The organism is Thermosporothrix hazakensis (assembly GCF_003253565.1).
GTDB classification, from domain to species: domain Bacteria; phylum Chloroflexota; class Ktedonobacteria; order Ktedonobacterales; family Ktedonobacteraceae; genus Thermosporothrix; species Thermosporothrix hazakensis.
Genome location: NZ_QKUF01000008.1, coordinates 194879 through 214024, shown reverse-complemented (window position 1 = coordinate 214024; position 19146 = coordinate 194879). Strand labels below are relative to the sequence as shown.

At 54.9% G+C, this 19146-nt stretch carries 16 protein-coding genes; 10 read left to right on the top strand and 6 right to left on the bottom strand.

From position 1 onward, the window contains the following. Window positions 1–88 precede the first annotated feature (88 nt). Window positions 89–1435 carry an NAD(P)/FAD-dependent oxidoreductase gene (locus EI42_RS14055; protein ID WP_111323015.1) on the top strand — a complete coding sequence of 449 codons (1347 nt, stop codon included), beginning with the start codon at window positions 89–91 and terminating at the stop codon, window positions 1433–1435. A 56-nt stretch (window positions 1436–1491) separates the two neighbouring features. Here EI42_RS14055 and EI42_RS14050 read toward each other — a convergent pair whose 3' ends face one another. Then, window positions 1492–2649 carry a beta propeller repeat protein gene (locus EI42_RS14050; protein WP_111323013.1) on the bottom strand — a complete coding sequence of 386 codons (1158 nt, stop codon included), beginning with the start codon at window positions 2647–2649 and terminating at the stop codon, window positions 1492–1494. Between the two features lie 362 nt (window positions 2650–3011). Then, window positions 3012–4166 (bottom strand): radical SAM protein, encoded by a 1155-nt coding sequence (locus EI42_RS14045; RefSeq protein WP_111323011.1) that lies wholly within the window; start codon window positions 4164–4166, stop codon window positions 3012–3014. A gap of 303 nt (window positions 4167–4469) precedes the next feature. Here EI42_RS14045 and EI42_RS14040 point away from each other — a divergent pair, with 303 nt between their 5' ends. Then, window positions 4470–5558 (top strand): phosphotransferase enzyme family protein, encoded by a 1089-nt coding sequence (locus tag EI42_RS14040; protein WP_111323009.1) that lies wholly within the window; start codon window positions 4470–4472, stop codon window positions 5556–5558. 47 nt (window positions 5559–5605) lie between these two features. Here EI42_RS14040 and EI42_RS14035 read toward each other — a convergent pair whose 3' ends face one another. Beyond that, window positions 5606–6523, bottom strand: a complete 918-nt coding sequence (locus EI42_RS14035) for a transketolase family protein (RefSeq protein ID WP_211326167.1) — start codon at window positions 6521–6523, stop codon at window positions 5606–5608. A gap of 16 nt (window positions 6524–6539) precedes the next feature. Continuing rightward, window positions 6540–7214 (bottom strand): 1-deoxy-D-xylulose-5-phosphate synthase N-terminal domain-containing protein, encoded by a 675-nt coding sequence (locus EI42_RS14030; protein ID WP_111323007.1) that lies wholly within the window; start codon window positions 7212–7214, stop codon window positions 6540–6542. Window positions 7215–7393: 179 nt separating this feature from the next. Between EI42_RS14030 and EI42_RS14025 the strand changes: the two genes are divergently transcribed. After that, window positions 7394–8209 (top strand): SDR family oxidoreductase, encoded by an 816-nt coding sequence (locus EI42_RS14025; RefSeq protein WP_111323005.1) that lies wholly within the window; start codon window positions 7394–7396, stop codon window positions 8207–8209. Window positions 8210–8265: 56 nt separating this feature from the next. Here the strand turns inward: EI42_RS14025 and EI42_RS14020 are convergent, their stop codons facing one another. After that, complete coding sequence (locus EI42_RS14020) at window positions 8266–8805, bottom strand: GNAT family N-acetyltransferase (protein ID WP_111323003.1); 540 nt, start codon at window positions 8803–8805, stop codon at window positions 8266–8268. Between the two features lie 726 nt (window positions 8806–9531). Here EI42_RS14020 and EI42_RS14015 point away from each other — a divergent pair. From EI42_RS14015 to EI42_RS14000, 4 genes are all read left to right on the top strand, one after another. After that, on the top strand, window positions 9532–10602 hold the full coding sequence (locus EI42_RS14015) for a BMP family lipoprotein (protein WP_111323001.1): 1071 nt from the start codon (window positions 9532–9534) through the stop codon (window positions 10600–10602). A gap of 96 nt (window positions 10603–10698) precedes the next feature. Next, the gene (locus tag EI42_RS14010) at window positions 10699–11991 is read left to right on the top strand and encodes an ABC transporter permease (protein ID WP_111322999.1); all 1293 of its coding nucleotides are present in this window, start codon (window positions 10699–10701) and stop codon (window positions 11989–11991) included. 4 nt (window positions 11992–11995) lie between these two features. Continuing rightward, a complete protein-coding gene (locus EI42_RS14005; RefSeq protein WP_111322997.1) occupies window positions 11996–12910 on the top strand; it encodes an ABC transporter permease in 915 nt (304 codons plus the stop codon). 12 nt (window positions 12911–12922) lie between these two features. Then, window positions 12923–14473: an ABC transporter ATP-binding protein gene (locus EI42_RS14000; protein ID WP_111322995.1), complete on the top strand. Its 1551-nt coding sequence runs from the start codon at window positions 12923–12925 to the stop codon at window positions 14471–14473. Window positions 14474–14886: 413 nt separating this feature from the next. Here EI42_RS14000 and EI42_RS13995 read toward each other — a convergent pair whose 3' ends face one another. After that, a complete protein-coding gene (locus tag EI42_RS13995) occupies window positions 14887–16026 on the bottom strand; it encodes a site-2 protease family protein (protein WP_170142612.1) in 1140 nt (379 codons plus the stop codon). 541 nt (window positions 16027–16567) lie between these two features. Here EI42_RS13995 and EI42_RS13990 point away from each other — a divergent pair. From EI42_RS13990 to EI42_RS13980, 3 genes are all read left to right on the top strand, one after another. After that, window positions 16568–16801, top strand: a complete 234-nt coding sequence (locus tag EI42_RS13990) for a helix-turn-helix domain-containing protein (protein WP_111322991.1) — start codon at window positions 16568–16570, stop codon at window positions 16799–16801. Window positions 16802–17053: 252 nt separating this feature from the next. Beyond that, window positions 17054–18226, top strand: coding sequence for an AI-2E family transporter (locus EI42_RS13985; protein ID WP_170142611.1), 1173 nt, complete (start codon window positions 17054–17056; stop codon window positions 18224–18226). 126 nt (window positions 18227–18352) lie between these two features. Then, a complete protein-coding gene (locus tag EI42_RS13980; protein ID WP_111322987.1) occupies window positions 18353–19141 on the top strand; it encodes a TerC family protein in 789 nt (262 codons plus the stop codon). Window positions 19142–19146 lie beyond the last annotated feature (5 nt).

The following is a 19146-nucleotide window of genomic DNA, read 5'->3' as shown; positions in this document are numbered from 1 at the left end:
AACTTGAGATAGACATGTGATTGCAAGCAATGAGGCTGAAAGAAAACAATGTCGTGGTATCTGTGTCAAAAAAATTGGAGTGAGTTGTATGAAACAGACACAAGAAACAGCCTCTTCTCTGTCTTCACGTCCTCGTGTTGTGATTGTTGGTGCCGGGTTTGGAGGTTTGCGTGCCGCACAGAAGCTAGGCAACGCCCCTGTTCAGGTGACGGTCATTGATCGAACGAACCATCATCTCTTTCAGCCCTTACTCTATCAGGTTGCGACAGCGACGCTGTCCCCTGGTGAAATCACTGCACCAGTGCGCCATGTGCTCAAACGCCAGCGAAATACGCAGGTGATTATGGCCGAGGTGACCGGTGTTGACACGCAGAAGAAGCAAGTTCTCATGGGAGATCAGACTATCCCATATGATTATCTGATTCTGGCTACGGGAGCTCGTGAAAATTACTTTGGTCATGAAGAGTGGAGAAAATACGCTCCCGGACTCAAAACAATTGAGGATGCCCGGGCGATCCGTCATAAGTTGCTGCTGGCATTCGAGGCGGCAGAGCTGGAAACGGACCCTGAGCGCGTGCGTGAGCTGTTGACCTTTATTGTCGTGGGTGCTGGCCCGACCGGCATTGAGATGGCCGGAGCGATTGCTGAGGTAGCCCACAAAGTACTGAAGTCGGAGTTCCGCAACATTGACCCATCAATGGCGCGCGTGATCCTGCTAGAGATGGCGCCGCGTGTGCTTCCTGTCTTCCCGGAAGCCCTGTCCCATAAAGCGAAGCAGGCGCTGGTCAAGCTTGGGGTCGAGGTGCGCACCAACACAGCCGTATCGCTGATCGATGAGAACGGCGTGATCGCGGGCGGCGAGCGAATCAACGCAAGCACCATTCTCTGGACCGCAGGCGTCAAGGCGTCTCCGGCTGCGAGCTGGCTTGGGGTCGAGGCAGACCGCGCCGGGCGAGTGGTCGTTGAGCCTGATCTGAGTGTGAAGGATCTGCCCGATGTCTTTGTGATCGGTGATACCGCGTCCTGTGTCCTGGACGGGAAGCCGGTTCCCGGTCTGGCTCCGGCAGCGCTTCAGCAGGGTTCCTATGTGGCGGATCTGATTACTCGACGCGTGGAGGGCAAGCCCGCGCCTGCTCCATTCAAATACTTCGATAAAGGCAGCATGGCGACAATCGGGCGGGGCTCCGCAGTTGCCCTGTTTAAGGGATTGAAGCTGTCCGGTCCTGTGGCCTGGCTTATGTGGCTGGCGGTCCACCTTGTCTATCTGATCGGTTTCGCGAATCGGCTGCTGGTGATGATGCAGTGGGCTCGTGCCTACCTGAGTTCGCGCCGTGGCGTGCGCCTGATTACGGTCTTCGCTCAGGATGGGCTGCTCAAGGGGCCGAAGATACTGCCTTCCGAGCAGGAGAAAGAGAAAAAGGCGTCTGCCGCTTGAGCAAACGCCAAAGCAGAGACGAGAGGCTACGCATTCTGTAGCCTCTCGCTTGCTTTTTAGCTATAGAGCATTGTCAATGTCCTGGGGCTGATACTGTTCATGTTGGAGAAACCGACCGCCCAGAGATTGTTGGTGGCGGGATCCAGAGCAACGGCGTGCAGCGAGCCGCCAGTCTCATCGGGACGCGGAGTCTCAACGATTGTCCACTGCTTGCCGTCCCAGTGCATCGCCAGCGTCTCGCCATCGAAGCTACCGGAGAAGCCAACCGCCCAGACATCGTTCTTCGCAAGTGCTACGGCTCCATAAAGACCTGAAATCTCGTTCCGAGTGGGGCTTTCAACGCGCGTCCACTGCTTGCCGTCCCAGTGCAGCGTGAGGGGCTCACCTGGGCCCTGGTAGGTCTGACCGACGGCCCAAACATCATTCTTGGAAAGGGCTGTGACACTCAGCAAGCGACCGGACTCTGTTGTCTTGTAGGGAACAACCTGCCACTTTTTGCCATCCCAGTGCTGAAGCATCGGCTTCGAATTGGGAATGGGAGGCGCGGCCTCACCGACGGCCCAGATGTCCTTTGCAGAGCGAGCAACAATGCTGCGGAACTTGTTGGTGCTATCCTGAGCTGTCTCAACGTTGGGGCTCTGAACAAGCTGCCACGCTTTGCCGTCCCAGTGTTCAACCAGCGTCCTGGTATAGGTGCCGTCGAAGTAGCTTCCAGCGGCCCAGATGTTATTAGCCGAAATGGCGGTGATGCTGTTTAGCTCGGTGCCAGTGGAGCCCTGTCCCGGTGTGGGGCTCTTCACTCGCTGCCATGAAGAACCATCCCAGTGCAGCACCAGCGGTTGATTCTGCCCCGATGCTGTCGTATAGGAACCGACTGCCCATGCGTTGTTCTCACTGAGGGCAACGACAGATGACAGAACACTGCTTCCCCCGGCGAATTGCGGCGTGGGTACGACCTTCCATTGCTGGTCTCTGGCACTCCGATAGAGAGCGAGCGACTGGAAATGCTGGCCTCCGTCGGTATAGGCATAACCAACACTCCAGGCATTCCCTTCAGGAGTAAAGGCGATTGAGCTAAGAGAGCCATTGTTCTCGGCTGAATTGGGACTGGGCACGACCTTCCATTGTCGCGCTGCCGCGTGGGCTGTCCCGCTCATTGATAGAGTGAGCAAACAGAGCAAGAGAGCGATAAACCAGAAGCTTTTTCGTTTCATACATACTCCAGAAATTTGGTATTGAGAAACTTTTCATGCCTCTCAGTATGCATGCATACAACGCAAAAGCCCACACTGAATACTCATCGAATACTCATTGTTTCCTCATATTTCCCTCATTATGAGGGGGCAAAACAAGCATGAACGTGGTTTTTCTGGTGTGTACATGGCATTTTGGGGATTGCATTGCTTGCTTCATTGCGGAGGTGAAAACCACTCTCACCAGATGTGAGGTCGCGATAGCTACAGGCTGGATATCAGGCTCATCTCACGCCTACCCCGGGAAGCGGCTCTTCTCCTTTTCAGGAGTGATGGAGTGCTCGCGAATCGGGTGTCAGTGGGGTTTCGCTCTTTCCTATAGTTTAGAACAAGGTGCGCTGAGTGAGTGGGCGGCGTCCGCTGAGAAGAAGATAGGGCGCGGCCTGTTCGGGGTTTGCCATGCCGAGGGCACGAAGCTGTGAGAGGTCGGTCAGGCGTGAGGTGCGGCGTGCGGCCAGAATAGCGCTGGCTGTTTGAGGGCCGATGCCGGGGACACGCATCAATCGTGCATGCGAGGCGGTCATCACTTCCACGGGAGCCTGACGCAGATGGCGTTCGGCCCAGGCGCGTTTAGGATCCAGTGTGGTGAGCAGGTTACCGTTCTCCTGAAAGGGGAGCTCATTGATATTCCAGCCATAGGAGCGCACCAGAAAGCTGGCCTGATACAGCCGAAGCTCTCGCAGTTCAGAGGTTGCCGGTAGTTGCTCAAACGGTGTCTGCTGAACTGGCGTGAAAGCGGAATAGTAGGCGCGGGTCAGCCCCATCTGCCGATAGAGCTGCTGGCTAAGCGTCATCAACTCAAGATCGGTGTCGCCGACGGCCCCGACAACGAACTGTGTGACGGTGCTGGCGAGGCGCTCGTGTGGGTGTTCGCGCCTGATCTGCTCGGCAAGCTGAAGCATTCGCAACAATTCGTGCATAAACTCTTTTTTCGGTGCAAGGGCGCTTAATCGCTCCTCGGTCGGGCCTTCGAGATTGACTGAAACCCGGTCGGCAAGCTGCATGATCCGGTACAGTTGTTCATACTGAATGCCCGGCATGATCTTCAGATGCAGATACCCATCATAATGATAGCGCTTGCGGATGATTTCGGCGGTCGCGATGATTCTGTCCTGGGTGGTGATGCTCCCCTTAATGATCCCGGATGAAAGAAAGAGCCCGTCGACCAGTCCGCCACGGTAGAGCGTCTCGAAGCCGCGTGCCATCTCGTCGGGTGAGAAAGTCAGGCGCCTGGTCATGCTGCGTCCGGCACGAAAGGGGCAATAGAAGCAGTTGCGCTCACAGGCGGTCGTGAGCATGGCCTTGAGCACGGGTTTCTTTCCCTTTGGCGTACTCAGATGCGTGATGCACTCCATAAGGCTGGTAGCCTGCCGCGGGGCTCGCTTGCGCTCCTCGCGGGGGTGGTCGCCTGCTGGCTCAAACTCGGTGCCGCTGTGCAGCAATTTTGTGATGGTATCAGGCTGAATCTGTACATGCATAGAAGCAAGTATAGAACAGAGATTCTACCCTGTCAAGAGCGCATAGTGGTACTTTTTGCATTGCCCTATCGGCGAACTGAAGGCGTTTTTCGTGCTGGGCGTCTTGTCTTCTCCCCGATCCCTATGCTATCGTAAGGGACAACAGAATAGAACTGGCTGTCGCTCCGAAGATGGCGGCCAGGCTTCCGCTCTGCCTGATCGGTGTGTGTGTGATCGTCGCTTGCTGCGTGGCGGCAGGCGGAATAAAGCATACAAAGGGTGTCGTGCAAACACTCCTTCTGTTGTTGAGAGGGTTTATTGGGAATGGAGTCAATCGAGAAACTCCCGTACAATTCACGTGTTCGCCGTTTACGAGAGCTGGCTGAGGCCGCTCTGACGCACTATGATCTCGGGAGCGCACGCTTAAGTTTGCTTTCTCAGCGGTCTGATACACTTTTTCGTGTTGCGGCCACACGAAGGATTCTCCTCACGCCCGAAGTAGAAGAAGAGGAGGAAGAGGATATAGAGGAGCGAGAAGTATCGTATCAGATCGAGAAAAGTCGCTATGTATTGCGGATCTATGGTCCCGAAGCGCTGGAGACCCCGGCCCTGCTGTCTGAGCTGCGCTGGCTGACCGCGCTCCGCCATGATACCGAGCTGGTAGTACCGTCTCCTGTGCTCTCGCGAAACGGCTCCTATATTGTGAATGTCGCGATAGAAGATATACCGGAGACCCCGCGCTGTGCGCTGTTCCACTGGGTAGAAGGTCGCTTTGTTGATAGCCGCCTGACCCCGGGACGTCTGGAGCGCGTGGGGCTCTTTATGGCGCGGCTGCATCAGCATGCCGAAACGTATTCACCACCCGCCTCATTTACGCGGCCCGTGTGGGATTGGCAGCAGTTCTTTGGCCCACGCACGATTTATGATCGGGAGTTTCTGCTTCAGCATTATCCCGATTTGCTTTCGGTCGAGGATCATGCAACCCTGATCGCGCTTGTAGAGAAGACCGAGGAGGTGCTGCACTCGCTTCCCCAGACGCGGGCGTATTACGGCCTGATCCACGGCGATTTTCAGCAGACCAACTACCTCTTCTATAAGGATGAGGTGCGGGCAATCGACTTCGAAGAATGCCAGTTTGGCTACTACCTCTACGATATCGCGGTAATGCTGGCCGGGCTGGCTGGTCGAGAGAATGAAGCCGCTCTCCGTCTCGCGTTCTTCAATGGGTATATGCAGATCCGTACCCTCCCTGACGATTATGAGAGGCTGCTTCAGCTTTTTGAGGCGCTGGTGCTGGTGCGCGACATGAATCGCTGTTTGCAGCAAGAGCCTGCTCCCGAGAAGCAGGGCTTTGCGGCGGCGATGCAGCGGCTTCGTGCCTGCGTCGAGGCGGGACTGCATATCGTTCATTAGAAGCCGGTTCCAGGGATACAAAAACCTGGAACCGGCTCTGCCAACTGCTACTGTCGTGTGGGCTGCTGGAGAAAGCGCGTGATACGGTCGCGAATACCCCGGGCTGTGAGGCCGAGCGCTTCATTGTGCTGCTGATAGGTGCCATAGCGTGAAAGGATCTGGTGGGGCACGCCAATGGCCTTGATGCGCACGGGGCGATCTTCCAGGGCCGCCGTGATCTCAGGAACGAGCGCTCCTTCATAGTATGGCTCAACCAGAATCACGGCGTCTCCCCGCTGTTCGGCGTGAAGCGTTTCGGCATCAAATGGCGCAACAGTCGTGCAATAGAGCACCGTGACATCCAGATCACCGACTGCTTCCAGGACGCGCCCGAGCATCGGTCCGACCGCGATTACAGTGGCCTGTGTGCCGCGTTGAACGACGGTCAGCTTGCCAAATGTGGTGTCCTGGGGCGCTGGATTCTCTTCTGTGCTCAGGCGGTAGTAGGTGGGGGCACCGTTGGCGTAGGCCTGCCTGAAGAGGCTGTCGAACTCTTCAGTGGTACCCGGGACGACAATTTGCATGCCCGGCAGGTTGCGGAGCAGCGCCACATCAGCCGGTCCATGATGGGTCATTCCCTGAATGCTGTAGTCATAGGATGCGCCTGAGCTGATGAAGTTGCCGCCCAGTCGCTGATAGATGAAATCATCCTTCAACTGCTCGTATGGCCGCTCGACAAGGAACGGCGTCAGCGTGTGGACGATAGGAATAAAACCTTCAAGGGCCAGCCCGGCGGCGGCGCTGATCATCGTCTGTTCCATGATACCGACATTGATGACGCGGTCCGGGTAGCGCTCTATCACGTCGGTCAGGATATCCTCGCTGATATCGGCCAGGACAACAGTTGTGCGTGGATCACGCCCCAGGATATCAAGAAAAAGGGGCTTCATATGGTGACGCATACGCTGTTCTATGGCAACGCTCATCGTGCTTCCTTCCTCTTCAGTGTGCAATATCGGCAATAACGGCAGTGGGGCGTGTGGGATCCTGCTGGATCAGAGCCTGATAGATCTGCTCATGATCGCGCCCGTTGATAGTGGTGCTGGTCCAGCCAAATGAAGTGAGTTTGGCCGCCATATCGCCCAGATCGCGAGTGCTGGAATGGTTATTCACCAGAATACAGGTCAGGTTGGGCAGGTGGAGGTTTCCCGCCAGTAAAAAGGCTTCCCAGATGCTCCCCTCATTGGTCTCGCCATCGCCGATCAGGGCAAAAACGCGGCGGTCGCTCCGCTTGATACGCAGGCCCAGGGCCATCCCGATTGCCATAGAAAGGCCATGTCCCAGGGAACCGGTTGAGACCTCCGCTCCGGGCACCTGATTGCGATCGGGGTGCCCACCGAGGATGCCGTCCCAGGTGCCGAAGCGCTTGAGCTCTTCCGGCGGGAAGAAGCCCTTTGCGGCCAGCACGGCAAAAAACGCGATGGGGCCATGTCCTTTGCTTAACACAAAGCGGTCCCGTTCCTCACTACGCGGGTTCTGTGGATCAAAGCGGAGAACGCGATCATAGAGCGTCCAGATGATATCGAGAGTTGAGTGAGCGCTTGGTTCATGTTTCTCGTCGCCTGTAGCAAGCGACATAAAGCGCTTCACGGTATCAAAATTGGCTTGAACCTGCATGCTAGTCTTCCTCTCACTGCTGAGATATACGCGTGTTCTACATCCTTCCATCAGTATAGCGCTCTTTCAGTTTCTCAGCGCTGTTCAAATGGTCGGTTGAAGGACAGTCTTTTCTGCTGTCCAAAGGGACAGGAATCGCCTCTATGAGATACAATGATGGACAAGAGGAGGTAGAGACTATGACCGATCCTTTTTCGATTCGTGGACAGGTAGCCGTAATCACCGGAGGAAGTGGGGTTCTCGGGCGTGAAATGGCGCTCGCGCTGGCCCGGGCTGGTGCGAAAGTCGTCGTGTTGAGTCGTGGGCTTGCGTCCTGTGAGCGCGTTGTGGCGGCGATTCAGCAGGAGGGAGGGCAGGCGTGGGCGTTTGCCTGTGATGTGACTGTACGGGCGGATTTAGAGCGCGTGCAGGCGGAGATTACCCGAACGCTCGGCCCGGTCTCGATTCTGGTGAACGCGGCGGGAGGCAACCGGGCACAGGCGACCACATCCCCTGAACTGCCGTTTTTCGCGCTGGATGAGCAGGCGATCAGCGAAACCTTCCAGTTGAATTTTACCGGAACGCTGCTTGCCTGTCAGGTCTTCGGGCAGGGCATGGCAGAGCAGGGTGCGGGCTGTATCGTCAATATTTCGTCGATGGCGTCGCTACGCCCGCTGACTCGTGTGGTCTCCTATGGCGCGGCGAAGGCGGCAATCAATAATTTCACGCAATGGCTTGCAGTGTATCTGGCGCGCGAGTATAGCCCGCGTATTCGGGTCAACGCGCTGGCGCCGGGCTTTTTCCTGACAGAGCAGAATCGCTTTCTGATGCTTGATCCACAGGGAGGCTATACGGCACGAGGACAGGCGATTCTCGACCATACGCCTGCGGGCCGTTTTGGTGAACCTGCCGACCTGACCGGGGCGCTGCTCTGGCTGGTCAGTCCGGCGGCCTCCTTTGTCACAGGAATTGTGGTGCCGATTGATGGCGGTTTTTCTGCCTTCAGTGGTGTCTGATAGCGGCCTGGCGGCAAAACCTGTCTCGGCGGGCAGGCTTTGCCGCGTTCTCCTCCTTAGACCACGCAACCGACGTATTTTTCATAAGCACAGGCAAAAGCATGAATGAGCGTCACGGTGGTATCTGTTGGTTGTGAAATACCAGCATCATGAAAGCCGTAGCGCTGATAGAACTTGAGGGCCGAGCTATCCCGCTCAATCGCGAGGCTGATTCGCTTATATCCCACCTCATAGGCGACCCCGAGCAAGACCTGTAGCAGCGCGCTCCCCACGCCCAGGCCGCGGGCTTCCGGTCGGACTGTGATCGAAAGCTCAGGCACTCCCGGGGAGACGAAGCCGTAACCGGGCTCCTGTGGCGGAAAGAGACGATACCAGGCTGCGCCGAGGCGGTGGCCTCGCTCTGTAACGGCTAGAATACCTGTATCACCCCATCTGCCCCAATGCTCCAGATATTTTCGGAAGAGAGGCATATAGGGCGCCTTTCTATTGTCGTGTTCTTCCTGTTTGGCATTGTTGTTTTCTGCTTCACAAAGCATGTCCCAGAGAAAGGGAAGATCGGACTTTTCGATCAGCCTCACCGTATAGAGTGGTTGCATATGGCTTTTCCTGTCCTTTCTTTTTGTTGCGTGGCGATGAATGCTCGACACGAACAGTTCAATATAAGCGTACAAATTCAACTTGAGGTCAGACCCAGGACGAGCACGAGAGAGCTGTTCTCTGACACTATACAATCTTTGCCAAATAGCTGCTGAGTCTGCCTGACATGCGCTTCTATGGAATCTGTTCGCGCTGAGCGACCTCGAACCGGATAGAGTGTGTTGTGGGTAAAAGGAGCAAGTTCTTCATGTTCTGCATAAAGAGAAAAATAGATTCAGCACGGAAAAGAGATGAACATGGTTCCTTGATTCCTCGGGCCATATTCGATGTTTTCTACAATAGAAATGTCTGAGTGAAGTCCGAATGGATATCCATTATACAAGAAAGATGAGCGAAAGAAATAAAGATCCTATTAAAATTTTTTCAAGGCCGTTTGCTTGCTCTACAAGCCCTTTCCTTTCTTCTCAAACCAGGAAACCTATTGCCATTTCTCCTACTTTTCCTCTATTATGTGTAGGTATTCTTGAGCGAGGAAACGGTGTGCCGTTTCAGATCTCGGGCTGTGTGCCTGAAAGCATGGTGAGAAACTCATCTTTTTGAGACGTAGTACTGTCGGGTTCATCGCTCATTTAGCTGAAGAACCCCGTTTAGCGGACAGAAGGAGCGGCCTGTCTGTTCCAGAGGGGAAGATATTTGAACTCTTTAAGGGAGAAAGGAAGCGCAGTATGCGAAGACTCGATGTTTTTGCCCGTGTTGCACTGCTGCTTGCCGGATGCGCGTTTATCTTTACGGCATGTGGCGGCGGGAACACGTCATCGAGCAATAATACGAATACCGGGGCAAGTAAAGTCTCGGTGGCTCTGGTCACAGATAAAGGGGGCCTGAACGACCAGAGTTTCAACCATCTGGCATTTCAGGGCTACACCAAAGCCATGAACGAGTTTGGTTTTACCAAGCAGGTTATTGAATCGAAGAATGAATCCGACTACATCAAGAACCTCACGACCGCAGCTCAGGGGGCTGATCTCGTTTTCGCGGTTGGCTTTTTGATGCAGCAGGCTGTCTATGAAGTTGCAACGCAGTTCCCGGACAAAAAATTCGCAATCATTGATGGTTGTGCTGTGCCTGCCGGGAAAAGCGAGTGCGCAACGCTGCCCAATGTTGCACCTCTCTATTTTAGCGAGCAAGAGGCGGGCTGTCTTGTAGGCGCGATCGCGGCTCAAATGGAGCTGGATGGCAAGTCCAAGATTCCCGAACTGCGCGGGAAGAACACCATTGGCGTGGTTGCCGGTGAGTCGATTCCTCCGGTGAATCGCTATATTGCCGGTTACAAATATTGCGCCAAGCAGGTGAACGAGAAGATCAACGTGCTGGTGACCTACACCCAGGATTTCCAGGCGACCGCAAAATGTAAAGATGCCGCTCTCAGCATGATTAACCAGCATCAGGCTGACATCATCTTCCAGGATGCAGGCGGCTGTGGCGTTGGTGCACTTGATGCTGCCGAGCAGGAAGGCGTCTTCAGCATTGGCGTGGATGCCGACCAGAGCCAGGTGAACAAGAGCGTGATTACCAGCGCAGTGAAGCGGGTTGACACTTCAGTGTATGCCACTGTCAAAGATTTTGTGAACGGCAAGTTCTCGAACAATCCTCCTCTCTTCGATCTGGCACATGATGGCGTTGGCTATGCACCCGTCAGCGACAAAGTTCCGGCAGACGCAAAAGCGAAGGCCGACGAGCTCGCGAAGAAGATAAAGGATGGCTCGCTCAAAGTCCCTTCTGAAATCCCGGCATAGTCTCTTCCAGAAAAAGTGTAAGGGTGGGAGCAGAACCCTCTCGCCCTTACATCTCTTTTTGCTTCAGTCACATCTCACGAAGGAGGAAGCGCTATTATGGCCGTGCCAACAGCGCCATCTCGAACGAAGGGGTCATCCGGGCCGGATGAGTCACCTTCCGCCCTGCTCCTTATACTTCAGAAGCTCCGCAATTCCCTCGGTCGTCCCCTGATCGCTGTCGTGCTGGCAATCGTGCTCGGTGGCATCATGATTATTGTGACATCAAAGGGCACCCTTGACGAACGCTTTACAGCAGCCCTGACGGCCTATGATGCGCTCTTTTTCGGAGCTTTTGGCACCCTGCAAAACTTTTCCAGCACGCTGGATAACATGATTCCGCTGATTCTCTGCGGCCTGTCGGTCTCGATCGCCTTCCGGGCCGGGCTCTTCAACATCGGGGCTGAGGGACAGCTTGCGATGGGCGCGATGACCGCGGGTATTCTTGGTTTGACGTGCTCGTCGTGGCCCGGCTGGCTGCTCATCCCCGTGATGATTCTGGGTGGTGTGCTGGCCGGTGCGATCTGGGGCGGTCTGGTTGGCTTTCTCAAGGCATGGCGCGGGGCCCATGAGGTTGTTACCACGATCATGCTGAACTGGATTGCCTTCTTTTTCACCGACTTTTTAATCAGCGGACCGTTCAAGGCTCCGCAGCTCTCTAACCAGACACAGTCCATGCCGGTTCAGGTACGCCTGCCCCGGTTGGCTGTCTTCTATAATCAGACGTTGGGCACTTTCCTGCCGCCAATTGAGCGCCCGGAACAATACTTTGTCGATGTCAGCTTTTTGATCGCGATTCTCGTGCTGGTCTTCTACTGGTTCATCACGGCGCGCACCACATTCGGGTATCAGACGAAGGTTGTGGGCCAGAACCCGCGTGCGGCTGAGTATGCCGGCATTTCGGTCAAGCGAAACATGGTGCTGGCGATGGCGCTTGCGGGAGGCTTTGCCGGGCTGGCCGGTGCGCTGGCACTGATGGGGCGCTTCCCCTATCAGTTGATTGCCTCGGTTTTCCGCAGCGACTCGACAGGCTTCGACGCGATTGGTGTTTCGCTGCTGGGGCATTCGACCTCAATCGGCGTCTTTCTGGCCTCGCTGCTCTTTGGCGCGTTGCGCTCTGGCGGCCAGATTATGCAGTTGCGGGCCGGGGTTCCCGGTGACCTCTCCTATATCATTCAGGCGTTGATTCTCTTCAGCGTTGCGACCGAGTTCCTGCCCATTCTGGCCCGTAAGTTTACGCGACGGAATCCGTTTCAGCGGAAGCTGGCTGTTGCCGGTCCAGCAGCCAGGCCGGTGACGAAGGAGCCTCCGCAGGCAGCCGAAGAAAAATCCGCTCGCAGCAAAGAGGAGTGAAAATATGGACGTATTGTTGAGAGTATTAACCTCGGGTGATCTCTGGCAAGCAACGCTCCAATTCGGAGCGCTCCTGTTGCTGCCTGCCCTGGGTGGCGTGATTTCTGAGCGCAGCGGCGTGGTCAATATCGCGATGGAAGGCATGATGTTGACGGGCGCATATGCCGCGGTCATGATGACGCTGGCGACGCAGAATGTCCTGATCGGTGTCATCAGCGCGATGATTGCCGGCGGCTTGATGGCCCTGATTCACGCGGTGGCCTCGATCAACTTCAAGGCAAACCAGATCGTCAGCGGGATCGCAATCAATATCGGTGCACTCGGCCTGACGAACTACCTGCTGATCGTGCAGACGGCGGGTCAGGGTGTGCCCGGTCTCCCGGCGTCCCTGCGCCTGCCGAGCGTTGGCGGCCTGCCCCTGGTCCTGCAACAGAATGTCATTTTCTATATCGCGATTCTGGTGTTGATCGGTATGCATTTCCTGCTGTTCCGCACCAATATAGGCCTGCGGATTCGCGCTGTCGGTGAGAATCCCGAGGCGGCTGATACTGCCGGTATTCATGTCCGGGCGATTCGCTATAGCTGTGTGATTGCTGGCGGCATGCTCTCCGGGCTCGCTGGAAGCTTCCTCTCACTGGGTATTGCCGGAGTCTTTAACGCGAACATGACGGCTGGCGCCGGCTTTATCGCGTTGGCAGCGATGATTTTCGGGAAGTATACGCCTGTGGGAACGGCGATTGCCTGTTTGATTTTCGGTCTCGGTCAGGCATTGAGCGTGCGTCTTCAGGATACCGGGATGTCACCCAACCTGCTGAACATGCTGCCCTATATCCTGACGATTGTGGCGCTGGTTGGTCTGGTTGGCAGGACAACCCCGCCTGCCGCAAGCGGCGTGCCCTATGAGCCGGGTTCAGAGTAGGAGAAAGGGAACATGCAAGAACTGGCAGTTGAGATGCGCGATATCTGCAAGGCGTGGCCCGGCGTGATCGCGAACGATCATGTCAATCTGGCGGTGCGCAAGGGCGAAATTCACGCCCTGATGGGTGAAAATGGCGCTGGCAAGTCAACCCTGATGAATATTCTCTACGGCCTGATTCGGCCCGATTCTGGCGAGATTCTGGTGAACAATGAGGCGGTCCATATCGGGAGCCCGCGCGACGCAATCCGCCGCCGTATTGGCATGGTTCACCAGCACTTTATGCTGATCCCGCCGCTGACGGTCGCGGAAAATATTGTGCTCGGTCATGAGCCGGGCGGCCTGGCAGCCGGATATAATGTCCGTCGTGCCCGTGATGTCGTCAAGAAACTGAGTGAGCAGTATGGCCTGCCGATTGATCCCGATGCCCGCATTGAAAAGCTCTCGGTCGGGCTTCAGCAGCGGGTTGAGATCCTTAAGGCGCTCTATCGGTCCGCTGATATCCTGATTATGGACGAGCCGACTGGCGTGCTGACGCCCCAGGAGACGCATGAGCTGTTTGGTGTCCTGCGTGGCCTGGTGGAGCAAGGAAAGACGATCATCTTCATTACGCACAAGCTGCGCGAGGTTCTGGAGCTCTCTGACCGCATTACGGTGCTGCGGCGCGGGCGCAATGTGGGCGAGCTCATCACCCGCGAGACAAATCAGGCCGAGATCGCGCGTCTGATGGTTGGTCGCGAGGTGCTGCTGCGTGTGGAGAAGCAGCCTGCCACACCGGGTCCCGATGTGCTCACTGTGGAAAACCTGCATGCCCGCTCTGATCGAGGGCTGGAAGCGCTGCGCGGTGTCAGCTTTACGCTGAAAGCGGGCGAGATTCTGGGCGTGGCTGGCGTTGAGGGCAACGGTCAATCTGAGCTGGTCGAGGTGCTGACGGGAACGCGCAAGGCAACCGCGGGACGCATTACGATGAGCACCGGCGATAAAGAGAACAAGCGCGATCGTGATATTACCTCCCTGAACGCGCAACAGGTGCGCAAGGTCGGTGTGGCGCACGTGCCAGAAGACCGCCGGGGAAGCGGACTCGTGCTGGCTGACTCCATTGAAGAGAATATGATGCTCGGGCGCGAGGGCTGGCCCCGTTTCTCCCGGAGTGGGTGGGTGTTGCGCTGGCGTAGCATTGCCGCCTGGGCGCGTCGCCTGATGCAGGAATTTGATGTACGCGCTCCAAACACGAAGACACCGGTCAGGGCGCTCTCGGGCGGCAATCAGCAGAAGGTGATTATCGCTCGTGAGTTTTCGTCTGATCCTCGGGTCCTGATTGCCTCACAGCCAACGCGAGGTGTGGACATTGGCGCGATCGAGTTTATTCATCGCCGCATTATTGAGCAACGCGACGCCGGTAAGGCTGTCCTGGTGGTCTCCGCCGAACTGGACGAAATACGCGCCCTCTCGGACCGAATAGCGGTTATGTATGAGGGACGCATTGTCGACATTGTTTCCCCGGATGTCTCAGATGAGGAGCTCGGCATTCTGATGACGGGCTGCCGTCTGGAAGAAGCCTCGTAGCGTTTCTCCGGGATACCTATCGTCGCCATAGAAAAAAACGAGCTTGTTGCATAAGAGGTGTAACAAGCTCGTTTCGTGTGGTCACATAGAAGGTATCTCTTTTTTATAGAAGAAACATCGATCAGCCCCTTTAGCGTATCGACATATAACAGAACACCCGCCAGAGATACCTTGTCTGTAGTATAAGCGATATGACTGAAAAGAGCCTGAGAGATTCCTGAACTGAACCTGAAAATGCCTCTCAATCGTGTATTTCCGTCTCTATTTTTTCGTATCTTTGTATTTTCCTGATTTTTGGCGTAAAAAATGCTTGAAAATAGAACAATCATACGATATACTCAAGAGAAAAGAATGTATAGCAGCGGATAGACAATCATAAAGTGGAAAAAGAAGAGACGGTACATGTGAAGAGCCTAAGGATGGACTATTTCCGCTCCCTGTAACCGGGATGCTTGAAGCTGGCGGGCCACGTGCTTACGGCTCAGCAGGCCAATCGGGCATGTGCCCTCGATGACCGCCAGATAGTGCAGGTTGTGCGTGATCATCAATTCCAACGCATCGTAGAGTGATTGTTCTGCTTGTACCGTGTGAAGCTGGTCCGCGAGCCGCATCACATAGCTGACCGGCGTATGGGGCCACTGCGAACGCTCGACGCGTCGGATATCTTCGAGCGTAATAATACCTGCGAACTGGCTATTTTGTACTACAAGAGCTGATTCGTGTGCGTGGGGCTGAAAATAATCGTTTATAACAGTATAGAGCGATATATGCGAAGGGATAAGAAGAGGCTCTTCAACCAATGCCTGACGCACGGTTGTTTGCTGTATGCCGGAATGGTGTCGATGGCCAAGCCATTGAGATGCACTGAGCAGGAACCAGCCCATGAAGGCGGTCCACAGGCCAATGATTGTTGTGGCCTGACTGATAAAAAAGGAGACGATACCGAGGAGAATAAGCGCGTATGCAAGCAGCAGACCGATCCCTGTTGCGGTGGTCGTGGCCCGGGTCCGATTGCTGGTCTTCTTCCAGAGGAGCTGGTGCAGGATCTGTCCCCCGTCCAGCGGCAGCCCGGGAAGCAAGTTGAGCAGCGCGAGAAGGAGGTTCATCGTATACAGAAAGTCACAGATCGCTTCGATGAAAAGGTGCGTTCCGCGAAGCGGTAGGGAGAGCAGGTAGAAGATTGTGCCAAGCAACGCACTGACCAGCGGCCCTGCAAGCGCGATGGCGATATGCTGGCCTGGCTTCTGTGGATATCGTTCCTGCTCGTACTCGGGAAATGCACCAAAAATGAAAAAATGGAGGCTTTTGATCCGCAACCTGTAGAAACGTGCAACGAAAATATGGGCTAATTCGTGTAACAATAAACAAATGCAAAGCAATAAGGCGGAAAGCAAAGCGGAGAGCCAGTAGCTCTCAAAGGTCCATTCAGGCTCTAGTTGTACGTACCACGTTGCGCCGAGTGAGAAGACCAGGAGAATACAGGCTATGAACCAGCTCAGATGAATATGTATATCTATTCCGGCAATGCGTCCAGGATGAAACGTGTCCGGCATATATTGCGCTCCAAAACTAGTCGATGTAGTGTGGTGGATCACAGTGTGCATTTGCTGCTATAGATAGAAAACAGCGTTATACTGAAATCATAATCTCATTTCGTAAGCTGAGGCTGTGAAAGAGCTGAAACGAACCTGAGGATACGTTAGGCGTATTACCTCTTTTGCATACACAACATCTATAGTGCGCAAATCGCATACCGAATTTTCATAGCAACACCGTTCGTCTCCGACCCTGGCTCTCAGGGACCGTTCAGGGAAGTGGAGGGTGATGGCTCGCGCAGCCGACAACGCCTCCCTGAAAAGCGGGAGGGAGTGCATATTTCTCTCTATCCCTGTATGCAAGCCCTCGCGGATGCTGGAACGGTGAGGCCGGTCGCCAGACGGGCAGAAAAGAAGAATGTCCTTGCGTCTCATACATCTTGCAGTAATCAGCATGGTTGCTGAGGGGTGAGACGGGCAGACGAAGGTGAAAATACGAGTCTAAAATGACGATAGAGAATCTTGTACACAAATGAGAAAACCAGAGGAGGTTCATACCATGACAGTGCGAGAAGAAAAACTTGATCTGAGCAAACCCCGACCTGCTGACGAACTCTTGACCGTACGCGAGGTTGCACGTCAGCTTCGTGTGGATGATACGACCGTGCGCCGCTGGATTAAGACAGGTGCGCTTGAGGCCGTGACCCTGCCACACCGCGGCAAGCGGAGAGGATATCGCGTACGCAAGATCACGCTGGATCAGTTGCTCAGCGGCTCAACCCTGTCGAGCTAAGCAAGATCACGAGGGGGGCAATCTAGATTGCCTCCCTTTTTTTGTTGGCTATCTACCGCAATGGTTCCTCACTCCGCGCTCCTTTTCCTGACCGCTTCTCCGAAAACGTACAGATTGTGAACAATGATAGGCTGAAAGTGGGTAGGGGATTTGATATTGCGATCTCTTTTTCGTTTATAGGGAATGTGCCTTTTTCAAAGAGCGTTTTCTGAAGTCTGGCTGGTTTGGAGACTTCTGAAAGGTGGAGAAAGATTGAACAGAGGAACTGAAACGAGGAGAGAGCAGCCCTGGAACTGGACACGGCGGCTCGTCATCTCGCTCACGGTCCTGGTCTGGATTGTGCTGGCGCTGGTGATTGGCTGGTTGTTGCAGTGGGTAATCGGTTCGCTGATCCTGCTGGCAGTAGCTGTGCTCCTGGCTTATGCCCTCTATCCCGCAGTGACATTTTTACAGAGGTATGTGCCGCGACCTCTGGCGATAGCAACGGTCTATCTCGTGCTGTTCATGGGGCTCTGTGTCCTGCTCTATTTCCTGGGTCGAACAGCATTTCAAGAGGCACGTTCTTTAGAACAGAACATTGAGCGGGCGATCATCCGAGGTGATGGCCCGATTATCACGTTTCTGGCATCGCTGAATCTGGACTGGCTGAACATTTCAAAGCAGCAGATCTATGACACGCTGCTGCAATTTGGGCGTCAGCTTGGCTCGCAGCTTGGCACGCTTTCGCAACAGGCGGCGGGCATTGTCAAAGGGGTATTCAATGTCGTGATTAATACCCTGATTGTGGCGACGATGAGCATTTATCTGCTGATCGATGGCCCTCGGGTCGCGCGTTGGCTGAAAACCCAGACACCACGCAGCCAGCGCAAGAACGTCACATTTCTTGTTGAAACGTTCAAACGGATTGGCGGTGGATATATTCGCGGTCAGTTGCTGCTCTCCACCATTTTGAGTACGCTGACCGGTCTCTATATGGCAATTATTGGTGTGCCGTATGCCGTATTTCTGGGTGTGCTGGCCTTTGTCCTCTCCTTTATCCCGGTCATCGGGGCCTTTATAACCGGGATCCTCTGCATCCTCCTGGCGCTGACAAAGGGGTGGATTATTGCTGTTCTGGCGCTTGCTTTCCTGATCGCGATTCAGGTGCTGGAAAGCAATATTCTGAGCCCGCGTATTGTCGGCCCGGCGGTCGGGCTACATCCCGTTGTCTCGTTGCTGGCGCTGCTGGCTGGCGGAGAGCTCTTCGGGATTGCAGGGGCGCTGTTTGCCTCGATTACTGCCGGGATTGTGCAGGCGATTATCATTGCAGCCTGGAAAACCTGGAAGGAGAGCCACCCGGATGAGTTTACTTCAGATGGAGATGAGTCAGAGAAAACGCAAAAACTGGCGCATGCTTCTGAGGTCGAAGCGGCTTCAGGCTCATAAATGGAACATGGGAAGCTGTTGCACGACTCTACAGCTTCCCTCTGAACGTGTCTGATGTTTTGGGGTAGGAATGGAATGCTTCAGACACAAGATATCTTGCAAGAGATGCAATAGAGGAGCTATATTATGGACTGGAATCAACTCGCTGGTTTGTTGGCTCCGGTCGGAAGTATTATTCTGGCCGACCTTGTGTTAAGTGGGGACAACGCGCTTGTTATCGGCGCTGCCGCCGCCGGTCTGGAGAAGCGCACGCGTTGGTGGGCGATCCTGCTTGGTGGTGGAAGTGCTGTTATCCTCCGTATCGCCTTTACGATTCTGGCCGCCTTTTTGCTTGAAATACCTCTTCTGCAAACAATAGGCGGCCTGATTCTTATCTATATCGCGATCAAGTTGCTCTTTGAGAAAGAGGAGAAAGAAGATCCAGAGCAGCATGAGGCAGAGATACAGGCTTCACAATCGAAGAAAAAGGGGAAGAGCTTTTTCAATGCATTAATCACCATTCTGGTCGCTGATGTGACAATGAGCCTTGATAACGTGCTGGCCGTGGGCGCACTCTCAGATGGGCATATCGGGGTACTTATTTTCGGCCTGATTGTCAGTATCGGCTTCCTGTTATTGAGTAGTGCGGTTATTTCGGCGATTATGTCGAAACTTCCCTGGTTGATTGATGTAGCCAGCCTGATTCTTGCCTGGACGGCAGCCTCAATGATCCTTGAGGACCAGCGGCTTGGCCCCTGGCTGATGCAGAATCTCCCCTACGCAGAAATTGTGATTCGTGGGATCGTGCTTGTAATTATGCTCGGTTTCATTCTCTACGTCTGGTGGATGACCCATCAGAAGAAGCAGCAGAAACAGAATGGCGACAGCCAGACCACAAGTGTGCAGGATCAGACAGGCGAAGCAGTGAAGAAATAAGTTGA